Here is a 23,884-nt window from a genome sequence, read left to right as displayed (position 1 = left end):
GCCGCTGTGACGGGTGGGGCGGACGGCGCCGTCGGCGGTGCCCCGGTTGAGCCGAACTGCCGATGAGTTCACTCGTGCAGAAACTGACGAAGGCCGCCGTCCCGATCGGCGTGGTGGCCATCGTCCTCATGCTGGTCGTCCCGCTGCCCTCGGCCGTGCTCGACCTGCTGCTGGGCTTCAACATCACCGCCGCGCTGCTGATCCTGCTGGTCTCCATGCAGATCAAGCGGCCGCTGGACTTCGCCGTCTTCCCGTCGCTGATCCTCATCGCGACGCTGTTCCGGTTGGCGCTCAACGTCTCCTCGACGCGGCTGGTGCTCACCGACGGCTACGCCGGCAAGGTCATCGAGGCCTTCGGGCACTTCGTCATCGGCGGCTCGCTGGTCGTCGGCCTGGTGATCTTCGTGATCCTCACGATCATCCAGTTCGTCGTCATCACCAACGGCGCCGGCCGCGTCGCCGAGGTCGGCGCGCGCTTCACCCTCGACGCGATGCCCGGCAAGCAGATGGCGATCGACGCCGACCTCAACGCCGGGCTGATCAACGAGGAGCAGGCGCGCAAGCGGCGGTCCGAGGTCACCTCCGAGGCCGACTTCTACGGCTCGATGGACGGTGCCTCGAAGTTCGTCAAGGGCGACGCGATCGCCGCGATCATCATCACGCTGATCAACCTGGTCGGCGGGTTCGCCATCGGCGTCATGCAGAACGGCATGGCCCCCGCGGACGCCGTCTCCACCTACTCGCTGCTGACCGTGGGCGACGGCCTGGTCTCGCAGATCCCCGCGCTGCTGCTGTCGACCGCGACCGGCATCATCGTCACCCGCTCGGCCTCCGACGGCGACATGGGCAGCGACCTGCTCAGCCAGCTCGGCCGGTTCAAGCAGCCGGTCCGCATCGCCGGTGGCGCCGCGCTGGCGCTGTGCCTGATCCCGGGCCTGCCCAAGCTGCCCTTCCTGATCATCGGCGGCCTGTTCCTGCTCATGGCCGCCCGCATGACCGAGGAGCCGGTCGAGGACCCGTCCACCGCGCTCGCCGTGGCCGACGACGAGCCCAAGCCCGACTCCCCCGAGGCGATCGCCGAGAAGATGCGGGTCGACCCGCTCGAGCTCGAGGTGGCCTTCGACCTGGTCGACCTGGTCGACACCGCCCGCGGCGGGGACCTGCTCGACCGCGTCAAGGCGCTGCGCCGGAAGGTCGCGATGGACACCGGCCTGGTGATCCCGCTGGTCCGCACCCGCGACAACCTGGACCTGCCGTCGTCGCAGTACGTCATCTGGCTCAACGGCGTCCCCGCGGCCAAGGGCACCTCCCCCGCCGGCACCGTGCTCGCCATCGGCGACGCGCTCGACGGGCTGCCCGGCAAGGCCACCCGCGAGCCGGTGTTCGGCCTGCCCGCCAAGTGGGTGCCCGCGGAACTGCAGCGTCAGGCGGAGATGGCCGGCGCGACCGTCGTCGACCGCTCCTCGGTGATCACCACGCACCTGGCCGAGGTGGTCCGGCAGAACGCCGCCCAGCTGCTCGGCCGTGAGGACGTGCGCCTGCTGGTCGAGATGGTCCGCCGCACCCACCCGATCGTCGTCGAGGAGCTCACCCCGACGCTGCTCACCCTCGGCGAGATCCAGCGGGTGCTGCACGGGCTGCTGGAGGAGAACGTCTCCATCCGCGACCTGGTGCGCATCTTCGAGGCGCTCTCGCTCCGGGCGAAGGTCGCCACCGACATCGACGGCCTGGTCGAGGCCGCCCGCGCGGCGCTGGGCTCGGCGATCAGCCAGCCCTACGTCACCGAGGACGAGCGGCTGCACGTGCTCACCCTCGACCCCGCCTTCGAGCAGCGGCTGCTGGAGGCGGTGCGGCACAGCGACGGCCAGCAGGTGCTGGCGCTGGACGCCGGCACGGTCGACGCGCTGGTCAACGGCTGCACCGGCCTGCTCGGCGACGCCGAACGGATCGGCCTCGCGCCGGTGCTCGTGTGTTCCCCGCAGGTCCGGGCCGCCCTGTCCCGCCTGATGCGTCAGATCCTCCCCCGCCTGCCGGTGATCTCCTACACGGAGGTCTCCCGGACGGCCCAGATCGAGTCACTGGGAGTGGTGAACGGTGCCGTTGCCATCCGTTGAGGCCGCCACGCGCGAGGGCGCCATCGCCGCCGCGCGGGAGAAGTACGGCTCGTCCGCCCGGATCGTCGGCATCCGCCGCGTCCGCACCGGCGGCGTGATGGGCTTCTTCACCACCGAGCGTTTCGTCGCCGAGGTGGAGGAGGTCGCCTCGCCGTCCCCCGTGGAGCGCCGGCCCGCCTCGCGAGCGGAGTCCGCCGCCCGCATCGAGGCCGCGCTGCGCCGCGCCCCGGTGCTGCCGGACGCGGACGACGCCGTGGACGAGGTCGCCGGGCTGCTCTCCGGCGGCGACGCCCCGGGCGTCGACCTCTACTCCCGCAGCGCCGCCCGCCCGGCCCGCCCGGCCGCCGGCCGGTCGCGGACGGGCTCCGCCGCCGGGCGCCCGGCGACGGGCCGGGCCGCCACCCCGGCTGCGGCCCCGGCCCCGTCCCCGGCTCGTGCTGCGGCTCCGGCTGCGGCTGCCTTCGCGGCTGCGGCCCCGCGCGCTGCGGCTCCAGCTCCGGCTCCGGCTCCGGTGGACGACGCCCCGCTGTCCCCGTCGCCGTTCACCGCCGCCCTGGCCGCGATGGTGGCCGGGGACGCCGAGGTGCGCGACGCGGTGGAGGAGGCGCTCGCCGCGGCGGCGCCCGCCCCCGTGTCCGCCGCTCCGGTGGCCCCTGCCGCTCCGGTGGCCCCTGCCGCTGCGGTGGAGCCGCCCGCCGCGGTGGAGCCGCCCGCTCCGGCGCCGGTCCCCGCCTGGGAGGCGGTGGCCCCTGCCGCTCCGGTGGCCCCTCCGGCTCCGGTGCCGGCTGCCGCGGAGGAGCCGGTGGTCGAGGCCCCGTCGGTCGCCGCGGCCCCCGCGGTCCCGCCGGTGGTCGAGGTCGCCCCGGTGACCCCCGCGGTCCCGGCGGCCGCGCCGGTGGCTCCGCAGGCCGACGTCGCCCCGGTCCCGCCGACCCCCGTCGCCCCTCCGGCTCCGCCGGTGACAGACGTCGCCCCGGTCGCGCCCGTGGCCGCCCCGGCGGCCGCCGAGGTCCCGCCGGCGCCGGCGGTCGCCCCGGTGGCCGACGTCCCGCCGGCCGTCCCGGTGGCCGCCGAGCTCGAGCCCGCGCCGGTGCCCGACTGGGCCAGCGAGCCGGACTTCTCCACCGGCCCGATCACCTCCCGCGAGGAGGCGATCGCCGAGGTGCTGCGGGCCGCGCTGGCGCACGACACGTCCGACGCCGCCCTCACCCAGCTGCTGCGCGGCGTGCTCGCCGGCTCCGCGGTCCAGGACGACCGGCGCGACGAGGTCGCCGACCTCGCCGCCGAGGACGCGTTCGCCGAGGCGCACACCGTCGAGATCCCGATGTGGGTCGAGGCCACGGCCGAGGCCGACGAGTGGGAGGTCGTCGCCGAGGTGCTCGCCCCGACCGCGAGCGACCCCGCGCCGATGCCGCTCGACGCGACGACCATCCTGCCGCCGCTGTCGCTGCTGCCCCCGCCGGCACCGGGGACCGCCCTGGCCATCCCGCCGCTGCTGTCGCGGCCGCCGGTCCCGCCGGCGGTCCGCCGTCCGGGCGTCCCCGGTCAGCAGGTGGCGCGGACCGCCGGTGCCCGTGGCGCCGCCGGATTGGCCACGGTCACCCGCCTCCCGGTGGACAAGCGCGCGGCCGCCTGGCGCGAGAAGCCGGTCGTCGTGACGTCGGTGCGCCAGCACCCGGCGCCGAGCACGCCGTCCGGACCGACCGTGGGCCCCGCCGAGGACGCCGTCGTCCGCCGGCTGCTGGACCTCGGCGTGCCCGAGCACCTGCTCGGCGACGACTTCGCCCTCGAGGTGTCCCGGCGCGGGACGTACGCCGCGCTCACCCGTGCCCTGGCGGCCGGCCTGCCGACGGCGCCGGCGCTGCCCGGTGGCCCCGGTGAGGTGCTGCTGATCGTCGGCCCGGGCGTGGAGACCCTCGCCGCGGCCCGCTCCCTGGCCGCCTCGCTGCGGCTCGACGCCGAGCGGCTGCAGTGGGCCTCCCGCGGCGACCTGGCCGCCCTGGCCCCGCGCGGCAACCGGATCAGCAGCATCGACGCGGCCCTGGAGCGCAAGCAGGAGGCCGACCGGTCGGGGACGCTCACCATCGTCGCCGTCGACGCCCCGTTGCGCGCCGGGAGCGCCACCTGGCTGGAGCAGATGATCGCGGTGTTCGCCCCCGCCGGGGTGTGGGCCGTGGTCGAGGCCACCCGCAAGCCCGAGGACGTCCTGCCCTGGCTGGACGGGCTGGCCCGCGTCGACGCGCTGGTCGTGCAGGACACCGACCTCACCGCCGACCCGGCCGCGGTCCTGGGGCGCACCCGCACGCCCGTGGCCCTCCTCGACGGCGCCCGCGCGACCGCGCACCGGTGGGCCTCCCTGCTGTGCGAGCGGCTGGAGAACTCCGGGGCATGAGCCCGCTGAGGTGGGACGTCCTCGGGGTGGGGTTCGTCCTCGCCCTGCCGGTCCTCGCGCTCGGACTGCGCGGTGACCTCACGCTGGAGGAGGTCGTCGTCCGGCTGACGTGGTGCCTGGCGGCGGCCTGGGGTGCGGTGGCGCTGCTGCGCTGGGCGGGCACGCCGCGTCGTCCGTCGCGCCCTCAGCCCGCCGCGGCCGACCCGGGGCCCGACCCGGCCCCCTGACCCGCCGCCTCCTGCGGTGTTCTGTACCCTCCCGCGGCTCGTTGCCGGGGTTCCTCGTCCATTGCCGGTCCTGCAGGACCGGCAACCCGCGAGGAACCCCGGCACTGCGCGTTCTCCACAGGTTCCGCGGCCATCCACGGACCGGGGCCGCGGCCGCTGGTGGTGCCGGCAGTCGGACACCGTCGGTCGCATGGAGCCGCACCCACACGACGAGGTCCTGCTGCGCCGCGCCGCGGTCGCCACGGGCTGGTCCGACGACGAGCTGGCCCGGCACACCCGCGGTGGCCGACTGGCGCGACTCCGTCGCGGGGCCTACCTGCCGGGCGCCGTTCCGGTGGACCCGGTCGCGCGGCACCGCCTGCTGGTGCGGGCCACGCTGACCGGCCTGCGGCGGCCCGCCGTGGTCAGCCACCAGTCGGCTGCCGTGCTGCACGGCCTGCCCCTCTGGGGAGTGGGTCTCGGCCGGGTCCACGTGACCCGCCGTCCACCCGCCTCCAGCGAGGCCGGCCGCCTGCTGCGCAGCCACGTCGCCCGGCTGCGGGACGACGAGGTGGTGACGGTGGACGGCGTGGCGGTGACCTCACCGGTGCGCACGGCCCTCGACCTGGCGCGCACGCTGCCGCTCGAGCCGGCGGTGGTCGTCCTCGACGCCGCCCTGGCCGCCGAGGTGGTGGAGCACGAGCAGCTCCGGGGCGCCCTCGCCGGCGTGGCCGGGACACGGGGATCCCGAGCTGCGGCGCGCGCGGTGGACCTCGCCGACGGGCGGAGCGAGAGCGTCGGGGAGAGCCGCAGTCGCGTCCTGCTGCACCGGCTCGGGTTGTCCCCGTCGACGCTGCAACGGGAGATCCACTCGGCGGACGGCGTGTTCCTCGGGCGGGCGGACTTCGCCTGGGAGGCCGAGGGAGTGCTCGGCGAGTTCGACGGCCGGGTGAAGTACGGGCGGGCGCTCCGACCGGGGCAGGACGCCGGGGATGCCGTCTTCGAGGAGAAGCGGCGGGAGGACGCCCTCCGCGACGAGGACTGGCGCGTCGTCCGCTGGACCTGGGCCGACCTCACTCCCGGCGACGTGGTCGCGAACCGAGTCGGACGGGCGCTGGCCCGAGGACGACGTCGGGTGGGGTGAGGCCCGTTGCGGGCGTTCCCCGTGGACTGCGGGTCCTGCAGGACCGGCAGTGCACGAGGAACGCCCGCAATGGGCCGCGGGGGCGGCGCGGTCGAGCCGCCGGGGGCGGCGCGGTCGGGCCGCCGGGGTCAGAGGGGCAGGTCCTCCAGCATCTCGGTCACCAGCGCCGCGATCGGCGAGCGCTCCGAGCGGGTCAGGGTCACGTGCGCGAACAGCGGGTGGCCCTTGAGCGCCTCGATCACCGCGGTGATGCCGTCGTGCCGACCGACCCGCAGGTTGTCCCGCTGGGCCACGTCGTGGGTGAGCACCACCCGCGAGCCCGAGCCCAGCCGCGACAGCACGGTGAGCAGCACCCCCCGCTCGAGCGACTGCGCCTCGTCGACGATCACGAACGAGTCGTGCAGCGAGCGCCCGCGGATGTGGGTCAGCGGCAGCACCTCGATGAGGTCACGGGAGGCGATCTCGTCGAGCACGTCGGTGGACACCAGCGCGCCCAGGGTGTCGTAGACCGCCTGTGCCCAGGGCGACATCTTCTCGCCCTCGCTGCCGGGCAGGTAGCCGAGCTCCTGCCCGCCCACGGCGTACAGCGGGCGGAAGATCACGACCTTCTTGTGCGCCCGCCGCTCCATCACCGACTCCAAGCCCGCGCACAGCGCCAGCGCCGACTTCCCCGTGCCGGCCCGCCCGCCCAGCGAGACGATCCCGATCTCCGGGTCCAGCAGCAGGTCCAGCGCCACCCGCTGCTCGGCCGACCGGCCGTGCAGGCCGAACGCCTCCCGGTCGCCGCGGACCAGCCGCACGTGCTTGTCGGGGGTGACCCGCCCCAGGGCCGACCCGCGCGAGGAGAGCAGCACCAACCCGGTGTGCGGCGGCAGCTCGGCCGCGGCGGGCAGGAAGACCTCGCCGTCGTCGTACAGCGTCGAGAGCTCGGCGTCGTCCAGCGGCAGCTCCGCCATCCCGGTCCAGCCCGCGTCGACGGCGTCCAGCGCCCGGTACTCGTCGGTCTCCAGGCCCACCGCCGCGGCCTTGACCCGCAGCGGCACGTCCTTGGTGACCAGGCAGACGTCGCGGCCCTCGGCGCGCAGGTTGAGCGCCACCACCATGATCCGGCTGTCGTTGCTGTCGTTGCGGAACCCGGCCGGCAGCACCGACGGGTCGCTGTGGTTGAGCTCGACGTGCAGGGTGCCGCCGTCGTCACCGACCGGGACCGGGGAGTCCAGGCGGCCGTGCTGCACCCGCAGGTCGTCGAGCAGCCGCAGCGCCTGGCGGGCGAACCAGCCCAGCTCGGGGTGGTTGCGCTTGTCCTCGAGCTCCCCGATGACGACGAGCGGGAGCACCACGTCGTGGCCGCCCAGGCGCATGAGGGCGCCCGGGTCGGAGAGCAGGACGGAGGTGTCGAGGACGAACGTGCGGCGAGTTGTCACGGGTCGACTCCCCTGGGGCGCTGGTCGCACCCCGGCTCGAAGGTGGCCGGGCCCCGGCGCAGGGGCCGGGTACCGGCCCCCCTGGTCGACGAGTTCGTCAGCACCAACCGGGCCTCCCGTGGAGGGCGAGGTGAGCTCGTCCTCCACCGCGGACGGTAGGCGTGGGAGGTGACAGGAACGTGTCCGCTCGGCGTCGTGTCACCCTGTCGGGGCACCACCGGCACCAGGAGTCTCAGCGGCTCCGGCGCGGCCGGGCCGCGACCAGCGCCCAGACCAGGGGCACGAGGAGCACCGGCCACTGCAGCGACAGGTCGCCGATCCACCAGATCCCGCCCACCAGGAGCACGGCCAGCCAGCCCGCCGTCCACAGGCCCAGGTCGCGGGCCTCCTCCGGGTCGCGCGGAGCCATCAGGTCAGGCGGACCGCAGCTCGCGCGCGACGGCGCCCGGCGTCAGCGGCTCGTCGAGCAGCCGCACGAACCGCTCGGCGACGGGCTGCCCGGCCGGCCGGGCGTCCAGCCACGCCGACAGCAGGTCGAAGCCCTCGACGTAGGTGGTGATGTAGGCCCGCCACAGCGGGTGGGTCAGGAAGCGCAGCTGCTGGCGGGCCCGGTCGGCGCTGACCATCGACCACCGCTGGATGTAGGCCGCCACCTCGTCGGCGTCCGCGCCCCGGTCGTGCAGCAGGACGGCGGCGTCCTGGCGCACCCGGTTGAGCGGCGCCGCCGCGGCCGCCACCCGCTCGGCCAGGTGGCCGTCGAAGCGCAGCCCCAGGTCGCCGAGCACCTCGGCTGCCCACGGGCCCCACCCCGGGCCGATCGCCGCCTGGATGCCGAGGTCGGCCAGCCCCTCGGCCATGAGGCACTCCGGGGTGTTGACCAGGAAGACCGTGTGCTCCAGCCGGGAGGCCCGCTCGACCAGCCCCTGCTCCTTGCGGCAGTGCTCGGTGTGGTGCCCGGGATAGGCCTCGTGCGCGACCAGGTGCGGCAGCTGGCCGAGCCGGTGCGGCAGGTCGGCGTTGATCGCGACCCGCGAGTGGTAGTCGCCCTCGTAGTAGTTGAAGCCCGACCACGGCTGGTCGGTGACCACCTCGTAGTGCACCGTCTCGGCCTCGGGCAGCCCGTACTGGCCGCGCACCCGGTCCCGCAGCGCGCTGGAGAGCGCCTGCACCGCCTCCGCCAGCCGCCCGGGCGGGCACTCCTCCCGGCGCCGGTGCGCGGCGTACCGCTCGGCCAGCGGGCCGCTCCCGGGCAGCAGCGCGTCGAGCTCGGCGTGGGCCGCGGCGTACACGGCGGGGTCGCCCAGGGTGACGTCGACCTGGAAGTAGCTGGAGACCTCGTCGAGGAAGGCCACCGGCTCGCCGCTCATCCTCCGGGCGGTGCACTCCAGGCCGGTGAGCTGGCCGCGGAGGAACTCGGCGCGGTCGGCCGGCAGGTCGGCGACGTCCACCTCGCGCAGCAGCGCCCGTGCCTGGTCCCGCAGCTGCTGCGGCGTCGGGGCCGGCTCGGCCTCCACCGCGGCGCGGATCCGCTTGTCGCCGGTGTAGGCGTCGACGAAGCCGGACTCCAGCCGGTCGAACCGCAGCCCCAGCTCCACGTACTCCAGGGGGACGTCGAGGGAGGAGGCCGCCATGACGAGGATGCTCTCAGCTACCGAAGCGACGGTGCCGGGCGGCGTAGGCGCGCAGCGCACGCAGGAAGTCCACGCGGCGGAAGTCGGGCCAGTACACGTCGGTGAAGTGGAACTCCGAGTGCGCGGTCTGCCAGAGCAGGAAGCCCGACAGCCGCTGCTCGCCGCTGGTGCGGATCACCAGGTCGGGATCGGGCTGGCCGCGCGTGTAGAGGTGCTCGGCGATGTGCTCGACGTCCAGCAGGCCGATCAGCTCGTCCAGCGAGGTCCCGCGCTCGGCGTGCTCGGCCAGCAGGGAGCGGACGGCGTCGGCGATCTCCCGCCGTCCGCCGTAGCCGACGGCCAGGTTCACCGTCGCCCCCGGCCGGTCGCGGGTGGTCTCCTCCGCCTGCTTGAGGACGGCGACGGTCTCGGCCGGCAGCAGCTCCAGCGCCCCGACCGGGCGCAGCTGCCAGCGGCGGTCGGGCGCGGCGAGGTCCTCGGCGACGCCCTCGATGATCCGCAGCAGCGGGACCAGTTCGGGCTCGGGCCGGGACAGGTTGTCGGTCGAGAGCAGGAAGAGGGTCACCACCTCGACGCCGGCCTCGTCGCACCACCCCAGGAAGGCGGCGATCTTGTCCGCGCCACGGCGGTGGCCGGCGTTCGGGTCCTCGAGCCCGATCGCGCGGGCCCAGCGCCGGTTGCCGTCGACGATCACCCCGACGTGTCGGGGGGTGTCGGCGCCCACCAGGGCCCGCGCGAGACGCCGCTCGTAGACCTCGGTGAGGACGTCGCGGACCCACTGCCGAACCCCCACGGGGGGTCACCCTAGGCCCCCCGGACGGCGGCTCGGCGCACCGTTCCCGACCTGCACGGAAGCCGTCGCACCCTGACAGCAGGGTCACAGCCGGGTGACCCTGCGACCCCATCCGCGGCTGCGTAACCTCGGCTCATGGACCCCCGTGACGGTGACCGTCGGCCCGTGCGGGTCGAGGCGGACAGCGCCGAGCTCGAGGCTCCCCGCGCGGAGGCGGTGACCACGGTCCTCGACGAGGGCGAGCGGGTCGAACGCACCTGGACGGCGGAGGACTTCGCCGACGACGACTGGGACCACCCCGACACCCGGCCGCGGCTGCGCGGCTGGCTGCACCTGTTCGCGTTCTTCGGCGCCGTCGTCGCCGGTGCCGTGCTCATCCCGCTCGGCTCGGTGCTGGGCGCCCGGGCCGGCTTCTCCGTCGCCGTCTACTGCGTGACGATCTGCGGCCTGTTCGGCATCAGCGCGCTCTACCACCGCCGCCGGTGGTCACCGCGCGGCTGGAAGGTCATGAAGCGGCTCGACCACTCGATGATCTTCCTGTTCATCGCCGGCACCTACACACCGTTCTCGCTGCTGGCCGTCGACCAGCCGACGGGCTACTGGGTCCTCGGCGGCGTCTGGGCCGGAGCGCTGGCCGGTGTCTTCCTCAAGCTCACCTGGCCGACGGCGCCGCGGTGGGTGGGCGTGCCGCTCTACATCGGCCTGGGCTGGGTCGCCGTCTTCATCCTCACCGACATCCTGCACATCGCCGGGGTCACCTCGCTGGTGCTGCTCGCGGTCGGCGGCGTGCTCTACACCCTCGGCGGCGTGGCCTACGCGGTGAAGAAGCCCAACCCGGTGCCGGGCGTCTTCGGCTACCACGAGGTCTTCCACGCGCTGACCGTCGTGGCGGCGATCTGCCACTACATCGCCGTCTACTTCGCGATGTACAACTCGCCCTTCGTCTGACCTCCGGTCAGACGACCGCGGCCAGGTGCCGTTCCCCCGGTGCGTCGAGCCCTCCCGACCGGGGCCCGCTCAGGCGAACGGAGGCCGGTCGTCGAGGCGGGTCGACAGCCGGCCAGCGGCGCGCCAGGCCCGGCCGACGACGTCGCGGTCCTCCTCGGTGACCAGGTTGCCCATCACCCGCAGCGCAACGGTCATCAGCGCCCGCGAGCGCATGCCGACCGGCCCGGCCGCGGGCAGGAACCGCGGCACGGTGAGGAGCCCGGCCAGCCGGCGGGCGATGGAGAACGCCTCGCCGTAGTGCCGCTGCAGGGTGGCCGGCCAGGCCCGCGACAGGTCGTCGTCCAGAAGCTCGACGACGCTGCGGCCGGTCTCCAACCCGTAGTCGATGCCCTCGCCGTTGAGCGGGTTGACGCAGCCCGCGGCGTCGCCGACCAGCGCCCAGTTCCGGCCCGCGACGCCGGACACGGCCCCGCCCATGGGCAGCAGCGCCGAGGCCGGCGCCTCCACCGGCCCGTCGAGCTGCCAGTCCTCCCGGCGCGCGTCGGCGTAGGTCTCCAGCAGCGCCTTGAGCGCCACCCCGGCCGGACGGCGGGCCGTGGCCAGCGTGCCGACGCCGATGTTGACCTGCCCGGACGCCGCGCCGAGCGGGAAGACCCACCCGTAGCCGGAGAGCAGCTCGCTCTCCCCGCCGCGCAGCTCCAGGTGGGAGGAGATCCACTCGTCGTCCGCCCGGGCGGAGCGCACGTACCCGCGGGCGGCGACGCCGTAGGCGGTCTCGCGGTGCCACTCGCGGCCCAGCACCCGGCCCAGCGGCGAGCGGGCGCCGTCGGCGACGACCAGCCGCCGGCAGCCGACGGTCACCGTCTCGTCGCCGACCTCGAACACGACTCCGGTCACCCGGTCGCCGTCCCGCTCGACGTCGACCGCGCGGGCGCCCTGCAGCGGCGTGGCGCCGTCGGCGAGGGCCACCTCCCGGATGCGGGCGTCGAGCTCGGTGCGCGGCACGGCGCTGCCGTGGTCGGGGAACTCCCCGCCGGGCCAGGGCAGCTGCCACTCCCGGCCGAACCCGGCCGCGCGCAGGCCCCGGTTGCGGGCCCGCGCGCGCACCCAGTCGCCCAGGCCGAGCCGGTCCAGCTCGGCGATCGCCCGCGGGGTGAGGCCGTCGCCGCAGGTCTTGTCCCGCGGGAAGACCGTGGCGTCGGCGAGGACGACGTCCCGCCCCGCGCGCGCGGCCCACGCGGCGGCGGCCGCACCGGCGGGGCCGGCTCCGACGACCAGGACGTCGGTGGCGGCGGGCGCGGCGTCGGTCGGCACGGCGTCGAGTGTCCCAGGTCAGCGGCGCCGCTCAGCCGAACAGCGGGAGGCGCTCCGCCGCCGCGCCCAGCAGAACCAGGTCCTCGTCGTCCAGCGGCTCGCGGCCGGTCCCGCGCCGGGCCGCGGTGGCGTCGTCCCACGCCGCGGGCAGCCGCCCACCGAGCAGGCCCTCGAGCACGCGGCGGACCTCGGCCAGCGGCCCGGCGGCCGGTCCCGGACGGTCCAGGTGTCGGACGAGGTCCAGGTGGTGGACGGCGGCCTCCACCACGAGCGTCGAGACCAGGTCGGCGACCGCGAGCACCCGGCCCTGGGTGCGGACGAGGTCCTGTGGTCCCACGCGACCGGCGGCCACCACGACCGCGGCGGACGACTCGGCGTACCACTCGGCGAGGTCCGCGGGCTCGGCCGCGACGCTGGCCACCGCGCGCGTGCGCCGCAGCGCCTCCTCGTCGCCGGGCTCGGGGGGCCGCCACGCCGCCCAGTAGTCGACGGCGTCGGTGTCGGCCGGACCGGGGGCCGGGGTGTTGAGCGCCACGAGCGCGCGGCGGGTGTCGCTGAGCAGGTGGAAGCCCAGGTCGACGACCGCCCAGCCGGCGCAGCCGGTCGGGGACCACGCCCGGCCGGCCGCGGTCAGCCGGTACAGCTCCTCGGCGAGGTCGGTGTAGGCGGTGCGCAGCAGGTCGAGCGGTTCGGCCACGACCGGCAGCGTGCCAGCCGCGGCGGGCCCGTGTCGCCGGTCGGCTCCCGACCGCCCGGTGGACCTCCGTCAGCTGACGGACGGGCCCCGGCCGCGCACCTCCTCGACCGCCGCCATGGCGTCGCGCAGCTCGGTCAGCCAGGCGTCGGCGTGCTCCCCGACCAGGCGGACGGCCCAGGCCAGCGCCTCGGACCGCGATCGGGCGACGCCGGCGTCGACCAGCGTGTCGAGCACCAGCCGCTCCGGCTGCCGGAGCCGGGTCATCACCGGCACCGAGAGGTTGGTGAACAGCTCGCGGTCGTCCCCGCAGGCTGCGCCCCACGCCACCGAGCGGCCGTAGCGCTCCTGGGCGGCGTCGGCGATCGCCATCCGCTGCTCGCGGGTCTCCTCCCGGAACCGGGAGATCCGGCCGGCGCGGGCGGCCGCGGGGTCGCCCTCGCCGGCCGAGGGCTCGGGCAGCGTGCCGACGACGGTGATCTCGTCGCGGTCGATCGCCAGCTCCACCGGCCCGGTGAACCAGCCGTCGGGCAGCCGCCCGGCGAACCAGCCGGCGACCTCGGCGCGCTCCACGGGCGGCGGCGCCTCGCCGCCACGGCCGCGGCCGCCGGGCCCGCGGCCGCGGAACCCGGGGCCGCGGAACCCGCCGCGCATGCCGGCGAAGGGCGAGTCGGAGAAGCGGTGGTGGTGTCCGTGCACGACGGCCTCCTCAGCGAGGTGATTACACGCTTACACGGTAAGCCGCCGGGGACGGGTCAGGAAGGGGACATCGCTGCGCTCAGAGCGGACACGTCGGTGACGGGGGCCGAGCAGACGAACCCGCGGCAAACGTAGGCCGCGGGCCGGCCACCGACCAGCGGCCGCCCGTCCAGGAGCGGGACGCCCGGGGTGTCCGGCTCCCCGGCCACCACCACCGCCCCCGGGCTGGCCGACGCCCGGGCCGCCGCTTCGAGGGCGTCGCGCTCCGGGCCGGCCGGGCCGCTCACCGCGACCTCCAGCGGTCCGGCCAGGAGCGCCTCCCCCACGGCCGCGGCCCAGCCGGCCGCCCGCGGCGCCCTGGTGACCAGCGGGGCGAGGGAGCCCACCGCCGCCTCGCCCAGCTCCCGGTGCCGGGGCGACCCCGCCAGTGCCGAGTAGGCGACCGCGGCCCCGGCCGCCGCGGCGATCCCGGCCGGCGTCGGGCCGTCGGCGGGGTCGAACGGCCGGTGGACCAGCGACTCGGCGTCGGCGGCGGTGTCGTGCCAGCCGTCCTCGTCGATGAACTGCTCGGCGACGACGTCGAGCAGGTCGCCGGCCAGCTCCAGCCACCGTCCCTCCGCCGTGGCCTGGTGCAGGGCGAGCAGGCCCTCGGCCAGGTCGCCGTAGTCCTCGAGCACCCCCGCCGGCGTCCCGGCGACGCCGTCCCGCGAGGCGCGGCGCAGCCGGCCGTCCACCCAGTGGACGTCGGCCAGCAGCCCCGCCGCCCGGCGGGCCGCGGCCAGCGAGTCGCCGTCCCCGGTGAGGACGCCGTGCTCGGCCAGCGCCGCGATGGCCAGCCCGTTCCACGCGGTCACGACCTTGTCGTCGCGCGCCGGCTGCGGACGGCGGGCCCGGGCCGCGGCGAGCCGGTCCCGCACCGCGGCGAACCGCGCCGGGTCCTCGGGGACGCGCAGCAGCTGCAGCGTCGACGTCCCGTGCTCGAAGGTCCCGCGCTCGGTGACGCCGAAGAGCTCGGCGACCCAGCGGCCGTCGTCCTCCCCGAGGACGTCGACCAGCTGCCCCGGCGTCCAGACGTAGGTGAGCCCCTCGACCCCCTGGGTGTCGGCGTCGAGGGCGGAGGCGAAGCCGCCCTCGGGCGTGCCGAGGTCGCGGAGGAGGAAGGCGGCGGTCTCGTCGGCGACCCGCCGGGCCCACCCCTCCCCCGTCGCTCGCCACAGGTGCAGGTACACGCGCAGGAGCAGCGCGTTGTCGTAGAGCATCTTCTCGAAGTGGGGCACCACCCACCGGGCGTCGACGGAGTAGCGGGCGAAGCCGCCGGCGAGCTGGTCGTTGATGCCGCCACGGGCCATGGCCTCCAGCGTGCCGCGGGCCATCCGCAGCGCCTGGGCGTCCCCGGTGCGGGCGTGCGCCCGGAGCAGGAACTCCAGCAGCATCGACGGCGGGAACTTCGGCGCCCCGCCGAAGCCGCCGGACCGCTCGTCGTAGCCGTCGGCCACGGCGGCGACGGCGGCGTCGAGGTCGGCGGCCGACAGCGGGGTGGGGGCGCCGAGCTCGAGCCGGGAGGAGATGGCGCCCACGATCCGTGTGCTCGCCGACTCCAGCTCCTCGCGGCGGGTGCGCCATGCGTCGGTGACCGCGGCGAGCACCTGGCGGAACGCGGGCACGCCGTGCGCCGGGCGCGGCGGGTAGTAGGTGCCGCAGTAGAACGGCCGCCCGTCCGGGGTGGTGAACACCGTCATCGGCCAGCCGCCGGAGCCGGTGAGCGCCTGGGTGGCGGTCATGTAGACGCTGTCGACGTCCGGCCGCTCCTCGCGGTCGACCTTCACGCAGACGAAGTCGGCGTTCATCTGCGCCGCGGTCGCCTCGTCCTCGAAGGACTCGTGCGCCATCACGTGGCACCAGTGGCACGCGGCGTAGCCGACCGAGACCAGGACGGGCACGTCGCGCTCGCGGGCCTCGGCGAAGGCCTCCTCGCCCCACTCCCGCCAGTCGACGGGGTTGTCCGCGTGCTGCAGCAGGTACGGGCTGGTGGCGCCCGCCAGACGGTTGGGCATAACCCCTGTCTTCCCTCCCCGACCCGCGGGCGAACGGGTGCGGGCCGGCGAGCCGGGGGCAGGCAGCGCACCCACGTCCCCGGACCGCGTCGCTGACCGGCCGCCGGCGCGGGGCTCCGGTCAGCGGCCGGCGAGCAGCCGCTGTTCGGTGCGGTGGACCGCCGCGCGGATCTCCGGTGCCCGCTGCGCGTGCACGCGGGCGTTCGGGCTGTCCGGGCCGTGCCGGCGCAACATCTCGGCCAGCCGGTCCTCGACGTCGACCTGCTGCCCGTCGGGGCCGGTGGTCTGATCGGCGTAGGTCAGCGCGTCGGCCACCGGGCCGCGGGCGTGGCGTCCGGCCGGGAAGGCCCGCATCGGCTCGCCGAGCCCGCGCACGGCGGCGACGAGTCGGGCGGCCGAGTGGTGGGCCACCAGCCCGGCCAGCGGCTCGGGACAGTGGTGCTCCTGCAGGTGCCAGGCCCCGTCGAGGGGGTGGAACCCCGAGCGGTGGAGCGGCGCGGCGTAGCCGATGTCGTGCAGCCAGGCCGCGGCGACGAGCACCGGCCGGTCCCCCTCCGGCACCGCCGCGGCGGCGTCGGCGGCACGGCGGGCGACGCCCCGGGTGTGCCGCCAGCGGCCGTCCAGGCCGGCGAGCAGGTCGCCGGCGAGGCCGCGGGCGAACGCGACGAGGTCGTGGTCGGTGGCCGCGTCGACGGGTCCCCGCTGTCGGAGCTCGGGCACCCGGCCACGGTAGGACCCCGCCGTCGGGACGCCGCGTCGGCCCCCGGCAGCCGGCCGCCCGGGCCCCCCGCCCACGGACCGAGGTCGCCCGGCGTGTGGACCAGCTCACCCGACTACCTCCCCGTGCCGTGGACGACCACGTTCTCGTTGAACGCCGCATCGACCCGCCGCGCCACGTCGAGGTCGAGTGCGCGGGACGGTGGTGGCCCGGCGTGCAGCACGCCTGGCGCATGTACGACGACGGCACGGGGTGGCGGGCAGCGGTCCGGTTCGTCGCCGCCGCTGCGGGCGACGACCTGGGTTCGCGGGACGCCGACGTACCACGGGAGCGCATCCGCGACCGGGGCCCCCGGCGGCTGACCTGGACGGGGCTGCTCTCCGCCGGCACCAGCGCTCAGCGGCGCGCGCCCGCTGCTTCCCGCCGGCGCCCTGGCGCGCGCAGCGTTAACCCACTTCTTGCCTTGCTCCGGTCTGCGGCTGGGCGCCCGGGGCATAACCTCGTCAGCGCACCGGCCGACCACCCGGACGGGGGCACGGGCGGCCTCGCCGACGCTGCCGGTCCTGCGACGAGCGACGGGAGGACGGCGATGGACCTTCGCCGCGTGGTCGGTGGCCTGCTCACGCGGGACTCCGTGCTCAGCGCCCTGCTCCTCAACTACGCCGACCGACTGCAGGGGGGCCGGTCCGCGACGACCGACCCCTGCTTCATCGTCCCGAGCTGGGACGAGCGGGTGCCGGACGCGCCGCACGAGACCCGGGTGCTGACCGTTGCGGCGCACACCTGCCGGGACGACCCGCGTCCGCACGACCACCTCGACGCCGTCCTCGCACTGCTGCACGAGGTCCTGACCGGGGAGGAGGCCCGCAGGTCGATCACGACCCGCCCGGCGGGGACGTGCGCGGAGCTGCAGGTCGGGGTGGACACCGTCGCCAAGGTCGCCACCTGGGAGATCACCCTGGCTCCGTCGCAGGTGCCCGCTGCCCCGGAGCCGCGGCTGCTCCCCGTGCCCGACCTGCTGCCCGGTCGCCGTGCCCGGCTGTCCCGCACCGGGGCCGGGCGGCGTCAACCGATCGGCGACCCGGGCGCCGAGGGGCTGCCACCGGCCTCGAGGGCCGGCAGCTCCAGCCGGTAACCGTGCCCGCGCACGGTGACGATCTGCGGGACCCGGTCCCCCGACCCGGCCCCCTCCTGGATCTTGCGCCGCAGCGCGGCGACGTGGACGTCGAGGGTCTTGGTCGAGCCGAACCAGTTCTCGTCCCACACGTCGCTCATCAGCTGCTCCCGGCTGTGCGCGACCTCGGGCTGGGCGGCCAGCCGCGCCAGCAGGTCGAACTCCTTCGGCCGCAGGCGGAGCTCCCGTCCCGCGAGCGTGACCCGGTGGCGCGGCACGTCGACGACGAGGTCGCCCAGGGTGCGGACCGTCGGCTCGGCCGAGACCCCTCCGCCGCGGCGCAGGTGCGCGCGGATGCGGGCCTGCAACTCGGCCAGGCGCACCGGCTTGACCAGGTAGTCGTCGGCGCCGGCCTCCAGGCCCACGACGACGTCCATCTCCGCCGCGCGGGCGGTCAGCATGACCAGCACGCAGCCCGGTTGCAGCCGCCGGATCTGCCGGCAGACCTCCACGCCGTCGAGGTCGGGCAGCCCCAGGTCCAGCAGGACGAGGTCGACCGGCGCACTGGCCGCGCGGTCGAGGGCGTCGGTGCCGGTCCGCACCCAGTCCACGTCGTAGGCGTGGGTGTGCAGGCTGGCCGCCAGCACCTCGCCGATCGTCGGGTCGTCCTCGACCAGCAGGATCCGGCCCGCCATGACCACATCGTGGCAGCCGCAGCGGCGTCCCGGGGAGGTCTGCTCGATCGCCCCGGGGACACGCGGGGGCGGTGACACCGTTTCCCCCGCACGGCATCCTGGCGCCGACCGAGCGTGGTGCTGCGACGGCGACGGCGGAACGGAGACGACGGTCGTGCGCACTCGGATCATCGGCGTGGCCCTGCTGGCCTCCGTGCTGGCCATCTGCCTGTTCGGACTGCCCCTGGGCGCGGGCGTGCTCCAGTACGCCCTGCAGCACGAGCGCAGCCACCTGGTGTCGATCGCCAGCGACGTGGCGATCGAGGTGTCCGCCGACGTGGACGACCGCGATCCGGTCGACCCCGAGGCCCTCGCCGACCTCGGCGACGACGACCGGGTCCGGTACGCGGCCGTGTACGACGAGGGCGGCGACCGGCTGGCCGGGTCGGTGCCCACCGTGGACGACGAGGTGCTGGCCGCCGCGCTAGGCGGCGAGGTGAGCAGCGGGACCGACGACGGGGTCCTCGTCGCCGCGGTTCCCGTGACGCACTCCGAGGACGTGATCGGGGCGGTGCTCGTGACCAGCTCCCGCGGCGCGGTGCTGGGCGAGGTCGTCCTCGTCTGGGCGGGGATGGCCGGGCTCGCGGTGGCCGCGGTGGTCATGGCCTGGCTGGTCGGGCGCCGCCAGGCCCGCCGGCTGGCCGGTCCGCTGGAGGACCTGGAGGACCGGGCCCGCCGGCTCGGCGACGGCGACTTCAGCGTGCGCAGCCGCCGGGGCGGGATCGAGGAGATCGACTCGGTGGGGGCGGCGCTCGACGCCACCGCGGCCCGCCTGGACGACATGCTCGCCCGGGAGCGGGCGTTCTCCGCCGACGCCTCCCACCAGTTGCGGACGCCGCTGGCCGGGCTGCGGCTGCGATTGGAGGCGGCCCTGGAGCAGACCGACGCCGACCCGCGGCCGGCCATCGCCGCCAGCCTGGTCGACGCCGACCGGCTGGAGGCCACCATCGAGGAACTGCTCACCCTCGCGCGCGCCGGCCAGGGCGGCCAGGCCGCGCCGGTCGACCTGCACGCCCTGCTCGGTGAGCTCGCGCCGGAGTGGGGGGCGCGCCTGGCCCTGCACCGGCGCGACCTCGCCGTGCACGTCGAGCCGGCCACCCCCGAGGCGTGGGCGTCGACGGCGGCGGTCCGGCAGGTGCTCGCGGTGCTGCTCGACAACGCCATCACGCACGGCCGCGGCACCGTCACCGTCGCCGTGCGGGAGGCCGCGGGGGCGGTGGCGATCGACGTCCGGGACGAGGGGCCGGGAGTGCCCGCGGACGACGGCCGGCTCTTCGCCCGGCGTGCCGACCGGCGCGACGGCCACGGCATCGGGCTGGCGCTGGCCAGACGGTTGGCCGAGTCCGCGCAGGGGCGGCTGGAGCTGCAGCGCCCCTCCCCGCCGGTCTTCACCCTGCTGCTGCCCCAGGCGGGCACCGGCGCCGGCCAGGAGGTGATCTCCGACGCCGTCCGGCCCACCGCCGGGTGAGCCGACTTGCCCGCGGGCGGCCGGTGCTGGACAGTCCTGGCCCGATGCCGCCGCACACCCCGAGGAGCCGGACGGCGCGAGCTCGCCCACCGGGCCCGGTCCGCTGATGCCCACTGCCCCGGCGCACCCGATCCGCCTGCTGCAGGTCAACGCGTTCGTCAGCATCCTCGACCGCTTCGCGATGCCGCCGATGCTCCTGGCGATCGCCACCGACCTCGACGTCTCGCTGGCGGCGGTGGTCCAGGCCGCAGGCGCCTACTTCCTGGCCTACGGGCTCAGCCAGCCGATCTGGGGCCTCGTGTCCGACTCCCTGGGTCTGGTGCGCACCATGCGGCTGGCCCTGCTGGTGGCCGGCGTCGCGGCCCTCGCCGCCGCCGGCGCCGGGTCGCCGCTCGCGCTCGGTCTGGCCCGCGGGGTGGGCGGCGCGTTCTTCGGCGCCGCCTACCCGGCCGGGATCATCTACATCGGCGACACCGTGCCCCCCGACCGGCGCCAGCGGGAGCTCACCCGGCTCATGGTGGGGGTGGCCTGCGGCACCGCGCTGGCCTCGGCCGGCGCCGGCGTCGTGGCCCAGCTGTCCTCCTGGCGGGCCGTCTTCGTCACCACGGGCGCCGCGGCGCTGGTCCTCTGCCTCGTGCTGCGGCGGCTGCCCGAACCGCCCCGGACGCGGGCCCACCGCGGCCCGCTGGCCCCGCTGGCGTCGGTCGCGCGGTCGCGCTCGGCGCTGTTCGTCCTCGGCCTGGCCTTCGTCGAGGGCGGGGTCGTGCTCGGCGCACTCACCCTCCTGCCCGCCGCCGTCGAGGCGGCCGGCGCACCGGCGGCGCTGGCCGGGGGCGTGGCCGCGGTCTACGGCGTCGCGGTGTTCGTCTTCGCCGCCGTGGTGGGCCGGCTGTCCCGCCGCGTGCACCCGTCGCGGCTGATCGCCGTCGGCGCCGTCTCCGCGGTCGCCGCCTGCCTGCTGCTGGCCACGTCGCGGACCCCGGTCGCGGCGGTCGTCGTGACGCTCCTGCTCGGGCTCACCTGGGCCGCGATGCACTCGTCGCTGCAGACGTGGGCGACCGAGGTGCTGCCGGCGGCCCGGGCCACCGTGGTGTCGCTGTTCGCGGGGGCACTGTTCTGCGGCAGCGCCCTGGCCGCGGTCGCCGTCGCCGACCTGGCCGACGAGGGCCGTTACCGCACCATCTACCTGCTCGCCGGCCTGGTCGCCGTCCCGCTCGGGTTGGTGGCGGTCTGGGGACGGGCCCGGTGGAGCCGGCCGGCCGGAGCCCGGTGACGCTGAGCACGTCCTGAGGAACCGTGCGAGCAGGCGCGCCGACGTGTTGTGGAACTGTGCCCGCGAAGCTCGGTGATCTTCGGCGAGATGCGGCATCGCCTCCCCTGGTGAGCGCCCGGCGCGTCGGCTGATCCTGCCCGCGTCGCCCGCAGTGGTGCGGCACACGTCACCAGGAGGCTCGCCATGAACCGCCCTCGAACCCGGGTCCTCGTCCTGCTCGTCGCGGCCTTCGCCGCCCTGGGCCTGATCGCCCCGGCCGCGGCGTCCGCCGCTCCCTACTGCGGCATCACATGGGGGTCGCAACCGAGGTCCGTGGACCCGCAGGACCCGGGCGACGACCTGGTCACCGACGTCCGGGCCGGCCGGCACGCCTGCTTCGACCGGGTGGTCGTCGAGGTGGCCGAGGTGTCCGGCTTCGACTCCTGGTCGGTCCGGTACGTGCCGGTGGTGCGGGAGGACGGCAGCGGGGCCGCCGTTCCGCTGCGGGGCGGCGCCGCGCTGCAGGTGACCCTGGGCGCGGTCGGCTACGACGACACCGGCGTCCCGACGTACGCGCCGGACGACATGCTGGAGGCGGTCGACGTCCGCGGCTACAGCACGCTGCGCCAGGTGGCGTGGCTGGGCTCCTTCGAGGGCCAGTCCGGCCTGGGCATCGGCACGCGGGCGCGGCTGCCGTTCCGTGCCTTCGTCCTCGAGGGCGGCTCGGCCGGCGTCGACCGGCTCGTCATCGACGTCGCGCACCGCTGGGAGCGGTGACCCGCGCCGCCGTCCCCACCTCGCGGGGACGGCGGCGGCTGCGGCCGGTCCGGTCAGCCCTGGGCGCCGGACCGGCCGTCGTCGTCCCCGCGCGGCGGCTCGATGGCCCGCGGCGCCCGGCGGAGGGTGTCGAGCAGCTCCTGCCCCGGCTCCGTGCGCGGCTCGAGCAGCTCGGCGGGGGTGTCGGGGACGACGACCTGCGGCCCGCCCTCCTCGGGGTCGAAGCTGCGCGGCAGCCGCTTGAGGTGCCGGCTCATCGACTTCACCAGCAGCCCGGTGGCGATCAGCAGCAGCACGATGAGCAGCAGGCCGAGCGGGCCGGACTTGCCGACGTCCTCGGGCAGCTGCTGGTCGGCGGCGAGCACCCAGACGGTGGTCACAGGACGGTCACCTCACTGCGCACGCCGGCGAACAGGTCGTCCTCGGGGACCGTCGAGTCGACGACCGAGCGGGCCAGCTCGTAGTCCTCGGTCGGCCACACCTGCTGCTGGACCTCCAGCGGGCAGGCGAACCACCGGCCGTTCGGGTCGATCTGCGTGGCGTGCGCGATCAGCGCGGCGTCCCGGACGGCGAAGTGGTCGGCGCAGTGCACCTTCGTGGTGACCCGGTGGGACATGTCCCGGTCGGGGTCCCAGTTCTCCAGCCACTCGGCGTACGGGGACTCCTGACCGGAGGCGAGGATGGCCTCGTGCAGCGCCCGCGTCCGGGGCAGGGTGAAGCTCATGTGGTAGTAGAGCTTCAGCGGCTGCCACGGCTCGCCCAGCTCCGGGTACCGGTCGGGGTCGCCGGCGGCCTCGAAGGCGTGCACCGAGACCTCGTGGGTCTTGATGTGGTCGGGGTGCGGGTACCCCCCACGCTCGTCGTAGGTGGTGATGACGTGCGGCTTGAACCGGCGGATCAGCTCGACCAGGGGCGCGGCGGCCTCCTCGGTCGGCACCAGCGCGAAGCAGCCCTCGGGCAGCGGCGGGAGCGGGTCGCCCTCCGGCAGGCCGGAGTCGACGAAGCCGAGGAACTCCTGCTCGATCCCGAGGATCTCCCGCGCCCGGGCCATCTCCTCCCGGCGGATCTCGGGCAGCCGCTCCCACACCTCCGGCCGGTCCAGCGCGGGGTTGAGCACCGAGCCGCGTTCGCCCCCGGTGCAGGTGGCGACCATGACGCGGACGCCTTCGGCGACGTACTTGGCCATGGTGGCGGCACCCTTGCTCGACTCGTCGTCGGGATGGGCGTGCACGGCGAGCAGGCGCAAGGGGTCGGTCACCCGGCCATTGTCCCCCGCGACGCCGACAGGTCGCCGCTCGCACCGGCGCCCGATCGGGTGGAGGTGGTGCTCCTCACGCTCCGAGCCGCTAGCGTTCCGCATCCCGGCGGGCGTGATCAGCGGAACACGAGCGCGTCCCGGCGGTGTTACGTTGGTCGTTCTGATCGCGGCCGTTCCCCTCGCGGGGGACGGCCACCGACATTTCAGGAGCAATGCCGTGTCCACCCCCACTGACGAGCAGAACCAGGGCGTCTGGCTGACCCAGGAGGCCCACGACCGGCTGAAGGCCGAGCTCGACCAGCTGGTGGCGGGCCGTCCGGCCATGGCCGCCGAGATCAACGCCCGCCGCGAGGAGGGCGACCTCCGGGAGAACGGCGGCTACCACGCCGCCAAGGACGAGCAGGGCAAGCAGGAGGCCCGCATCCGCCAGCTGGAGGACCTGCTGCGCAAGGCCCGCGTCGGCGACGCCCCGACGACGGCCACCCACGCCGCGACGGGCACCGTCATCACCATCCGCTTCCAGGGCGACGACGAGACCGAGAAGTTCCTCCTCGGCTCGCGGGAGATCGCCGGCACCACGGGGCTGCAGGTCTACTCCCCCGAGTCCGCCCTCGGGTCGGCCATCATGGGCGCCGAGCCGGGTGCCACGGTCACCTACACGGCGCCGAACGGCCGTGCCATCACCGTCGACGTCGTGGCGGTCGAGCCGTTCGTCCCCTGACCGGGCTCCCACGTGACCGAACTCGCGAGGTCACGCGTGTACGCAGCAGCCAGGCGCACCGGGCCGACGCGCGCCGGCGAGGAGGACCGGTGAGCCGCGGCGGGCGCTCGCGCCGGGCGGAGAACACCGGGTTCACCTGCGTCCACTGCGCCTCGCCGGTGCCGGCGAACACCGACGGGCACTACCGCAACCACTGCCCGGTGTGCCTGTGGTCGCTGCACGTCGACGACCTCCCCGGCGACCGCGCCAGCGAGTGCCGGGCGCCGATGGAGCCGATCGGCCTGGTGGAGAAGTCGGGCAAGGGCTGGCAGGTGGTCCACCGCTGCACGGCGTGCGGCCACCGCCAGCCCAACCGGCTGGTGCGGGAGGGCGACGGCCCCGACGACCTCGACGTCGTCCTCGGCCTGCCCTGGCTGTAGCGCCCCCGAA

At 75.9% G+C, this 23,884-nt stretch carries 23 protein-coding genes; 11 read left to right on the top strand and 12 right to left on the bottom strand.

What is annotated here, in order from left to right; genetic code table 11:
• Positions 1 to 74: 74 nt before the first annotated feature.
• The 4 genes from flhA (at position 75) to ACI789_RS07300 (ending at position 5,856) form a co-directional block, all read left to right on the top strand.
• Complete coding sequence (gene flhA / locus ACI789_RS07315; RefSeq protein WP_457007566.1) at positions 75 to 2,114, top strand: flagellar biosynthesis protein FlhA; 2,040 nt, start codon at positions 75 to 77, stop codon at positions 2,112 to 2,114.
• Positions 2,095 to 4,506 carry a hypothetical protein gene (locus tag ACI789_RS07310; protein ID WP_457007564.1) on the top strand — a complete coding sequence of 804 codons (2,412 nt, stop codon included), beginning with the start codon at positions 2,095 to 2,097 and terminating at the stop codon, positions 4,504 to 4,506. The genes flhA and ACI789_RS07310 overlap by 20 nt, the downstream gene beginning before the upstream one ends.
• Positions 4,503 to 4,733 carry a hypothetical protein gene (locus ACI789_RS07305; RefSeq protein ID WP_457007562.1) on the top strand — a complete coding sequence of 77 codons (231 nt, stop codon included), beginning with the start codon at positions 4,503 to 4,505 and terminating at the stop codon, positions 4,731 to 4,733. The genes ACI789_RS07310 and ACI789_RS07305 overlap by 4 nt, the downstream gene beginning before the upstream one ends.
• 190 nt (positions 4,734 to 4,923) lie before the next feature.
• A complete protein-coding gene (locus ACI789_RS07300; RefSeq protein ID WP_457007560.1) occupies positions 4,924 to 5,856 on the top strand; it encodes a type IV toxin-antitoxin system AbiEi family antitoxin domain-containing protein in 933 nt (310 codons plus the stop codon).
• A gap of 128 nt (positions 5,857 to 5,984) precedes the next feature.
• Here ACI789_RS07300 and ACI789_RS07295 read toward each other — a convergent pair whose 3' ends face one another.
• From ACI789_RS07295 to ACI789_RS07280, 4 genes are all read right to left on the bottom strand, one after another.
• The gene (locus ACI789_RS07295; protein ID WP_456920922.1) at positions 5,985 to 7,280 is read right to left on the bottom strand and encodes a PhoH family protein; all 1,296 of its coding nucleotides are present in this window, start codon (positions 7,278 to 7,280) and stop codon (positions 5,985 to 5,987) included.
• A gap of 232 nt (positions 7,281 to 7,512) precedes the next feature.
• Positions 7,513 to 7,689 (bottom strand): hypothetical protein, encoded by a 177-nt coding sequence (locus ACI789_RS07290; protein ID WP_456920923.1) that lies wholly within the window; start codon positions 7,687 to 7,689, stop codon positions 7,513 to 7,515.
• A gap of 4 nt (positions 7,690 to 7,693) precedes the next feature.
• Positions 7,694 to 8,911 (bottom strand): DUF885 domain-containing protein, encoded by a 1,218-nt coding sequence (locus tag ACI789_RS07285; protein ID WP_457007558.1) that lies wholly within the window; start codon positions 8,909 to 8,911, stop codon positions 7,694 to 7,696.
• A 13-nt stretch (positions 8,912 to 8,924) separates the two neighbouring features.
• Positions 8,925 to 9,704: an isoprenyl transferase gene (locus ACI789_RS07280; protein ID WP_456920925.1), complete on the bottom strand. Its 780-nt coding sequence runs from the start codon at positions 9,702 to 9,704 to the stop codon at positions 8,925 to 8,927.
• 165 nt (positions 9,705 to 9,869) lie between these two features.
• Here ACI789_RS07280 and trhA point away from each other — a divergent pair, with 165 nt between their 5' ends.
• On the top strand, positions 9,870 to 10,652 hold the full coding sequence (gene trhA / locus ACI789_RS07275; protein WP_457007555.1) for a PAQR family membrane homeostasis protein TrhA: 783 nt from the start codon (positions 9,870 to 9,872) through the stop codon (positions 10,650 to 10,652).
• A gap of 69 nt (positions 10,653 to 10,721) precedes the next feature.
• Here the strand turns inward: trhA and ACI789_RS07270 are convergent, their stop codons facing one another.
• From ACI789_RS07270 to ACI789_RS07250, 5 genes are all read right to left on the bottom strand, one after another.
• Positions 10,722 to 11,966 (bottom strand): geranylgeranyl reductase family protein, encoded by a 1,245-nt coding sequence (locus ACI789_RS07270; protein WP_457007553.1) that lies wholly within the window; start codon positions 11,964 to 11,966, stop codon positions 10,722 to 10,724.
• Positions 11,967 to 11,997: 31 nt separating this feature from the next.
• Positions 11,998 to 12,663 (bottom strand): maleylpyruvate isomerase N-terminal domain-containing protein, encoded by a 666-nt coding sequence (locus ACI789_RS07265; protein ID WP_457007551.1) that lies wholly within the window; start codon positions 12,661 to 12,663, stop codon positions 11,998 to 12,000.
• 69 nt (positions 12,664 to 12,732) lie between these two features.
• Positions 12,733 to 13,359, bottom strand: a complete 627-nt coding sequence (locus ACI789_RS07260; RefSeq protein ID WP_457007549.1) for a hypothetical protein — start codon at positions 13,357 to 13,359, stop codon at positions 12,733 to 12,735.
• Between the two features lie 56 nt (positions 13,360 to 13,415).
• Positions 13,416 to 15,413 (bottom strand): thioredoxin domain-containing protein, encoded by a 1,998-nt coding sequence (locus ACI789_RS07255; protein WP_457007547.1) that lies wholly within the window; start codon positions 15,411 to 15,413, stop codon positions 13,416 to 13,418.
• A gap of 120 nt (positions 15,414 to 15,533) precedes the next feature.
• A complete protein-coding gene (locus ACI789_RS07250; protein ID WP_457007545.1) occupies positions 15,534 to 16,133 on the bottom strand; it encodes an HD domain-containing protein in 600 nt (199 codons plus the stop codon).
• A 587-nt stretch (positions 16,134 to 16,720) separates the two neighbouring features.
• Here ACI789_RS07250 and ACI789_RS07245 point away from each other — a divergent pair.
• Entirely contained in the window at positions 16,721 to 17,266 is a 546-nt protein-coding gene (locus tag ACI789_RS07245) for a hypothetical protein (RefSeq protein ID WP_457007543.1), read from the top strand.
• Here the strand turns inward: ACI789_RS07245 and ACI789_RS07240 are convergent.
• Positions 17,197 to 17,940 (bottom strand): response regulator transcription factor, encoded by a 744-nt coding sequence (locus tag ACI789_RS07240; protein WP_457007541.1) that lies wholly within the window; start codon positions 17,938 to 17,940, stop codon positions 17,197 to 17,199. The genes ACI789_RS07245 and ACI789_RS07240 overlap by 70 nt on opposite strands.
• A gap of 154 nt (positions 17,941 to 18,094) precedes the next feature.
• On the opposite strand from ACI789_RS07240, the gene ACI789_RS07235 reads away from it, so the two are divergent.
• From ACI789_RS07235 to ACI789_RS07225, 3 genes are all read left to right on the top strand, one after another.
• The gene (locus tag ACI789_RS07235; protein WP_457007539.1) at positions 18,095 to 19,447 is read left to right on the top strand and encodes a sensor histidine kinase; all 1,353 of its coding nucleotides are present in this window, start codon (positions 18,095 to 18,097) and stop codon (positions 19,445 to 19,447) included.
• A gap of 106 nt (positions 19,448 to 19,553) precedes the next feature.
• On the top strand, positions 19,554 to 20,720 hold the full coding sequence (locus ACI789_RS07230; RefSeq protein ID WP_457007537.1) for an MFS transporter: 1,167 nt from the start codon (positions 19,554 to 19,556) through the stop codon (positions 20,718 to 20,720).
• 183 nt (positions 20,721 to 20,903) lie between these two features.
• Positions 20,904 to 21,476: an AMIN-like domain-containing (lipo)protein gene (locus tag ACI789_RS07225; protein WP_457007535.1), complete on the top strand. Its 573-nt coding sequence runs from the start codon at positions 20,904 to 20,906 to the stop codon at positions 21,474 to 21,476.
• A gap of 53 nt (positions 21,477 to 21,529) precedes the next feature.
• On the opposite strand, the gene ACI789_RS07220 is transcribed toward ACI789_RS07225, so the two are convergent.
• Positions 21,530 to 21,856: a hypothetical protein gene (locus ACI789_RS07220; protein ID WP_457007533.1), complete on the bottom strand. Its 327-nt coding sequence runs from the start codon at positions 21,854 to 21,856 to the stop codon at positions 21,530 to 21,532.
• Complete coding sequence (gene mca, locus ACI789_RS07215; protein WP_457007531.1) at positions 21,853 to 22,734, bottom strand: mycothiol conjugate amidase Mca; 882 nt, start codon at positions 22,732 to 22,734, stop codon at positions 21,853 to 21,855. The genes ACI789_RS07220 and mca overlap by 4 nt, the downstream gene beginning before the upstream one ends.
• A gap of 217 nt (positions 22,735 to 22,951) precedes the next feature.
• On the opposite strand from mca, the gene greA reads away from it, so the two are divergent.
• The gene (gene greA, locus ACI789_RS07210; RefSeq protein ID WP_456920940.1) at positions 22,952 to 23,455 is read left to right on the top strand and encodes a transcription elongation factor GreA; all 504 of its coding nucleotides are present in this window, start codon (positions 22,952 to 22,954) and stop codon (positions 23,453 to 23,455) included.
• Positions 23,456 to 23,544: 89 nt separating this feature from the next.
• Complete coding sequence (locus tag ACI789_RS07205) at positions 23,545 to 23,874, top strand: RNHCP domain-containing protein (protein WP_456920941.1); 330 nt, start codon at positions 23,545 to 23,547, stop codon at positions 23,872 to 23,874.
• Positions 23,875 to 23,884: the final 10 nt, after the last annotated feature.

Source organism: Geodermatophilus sp. SYSU D00965 (assembly GCF_054050075.1).
The sequence above is the reverse complement of the archived record's forward strand: the minus strand, read 5'-3'. Positions and strand labels throughout refer to the sequence as shown.

Coding starts and splice junctions, on each gene's coding strand:
- ACI789_RS07255 (WP_457007547.1), bottom strand. CDS start 15,413: ATGCCCAACCGTCTGGCGGGCGCCACCAGCCCGTACCTGCTGCAGCAC.
- ACI789_RS07245 (WP_457007543.1), top strand. CDS start 16,721: ATGGACCTTCGCCGCGTGGTCGGTGGCCTGCTCACGCGGGACTCCGTG.
- ACI789_RS07225 (WP_457007535.1), top strand. CDS start 20,904: ATGAACCGCCCTCGAACCCGGGTCCTCGTCCTGCTCGTCGCGGCCTTC.
- ACI789_RS07305 (WP_457007562.1), top strand. CDS start 4,503: ATGAGCCCGCTGAGGTGGGACGTCCTCGGGGTGGGGTTCGTCCTCGCC.
- ACI789_RS07285 (WP_457007558.1), bottom strand. CDS start 8,911: ATGGCGGCCTCCTCCCTCGACGTCCCCCTGGAGTACGTGGAGCTGGGG.
- ACI789_RS07240 (WP_457007541.1), bottom strand. CDS start 17,940: ATGGCGGGCCGGATCCTGCTGGTCGAGGACGACCCGACGATCGGCGAG.
- ACI789_RS07300 (WP_457007560.1), top strand. CDS start 4,924: ATGGAGCCGCACCCACACGACGAGGTCCTGCTGCGCCGCGCCGCGGTC.
- ACI789_RS07290 (WP_456920923.1), bottom strand. CDS start 7,689: ATGGCTCCGCGCGACCCGGAGGAGGCCCGCGACCTGGGCCTGTGGACG.
- ACI789_RS07230 (WP_457007537.1), top strand. CDS start 19,554: ATGCCCACTGCCCCGGCGCACCCGATCCGCCTGCTGCAGGTCAACGCG.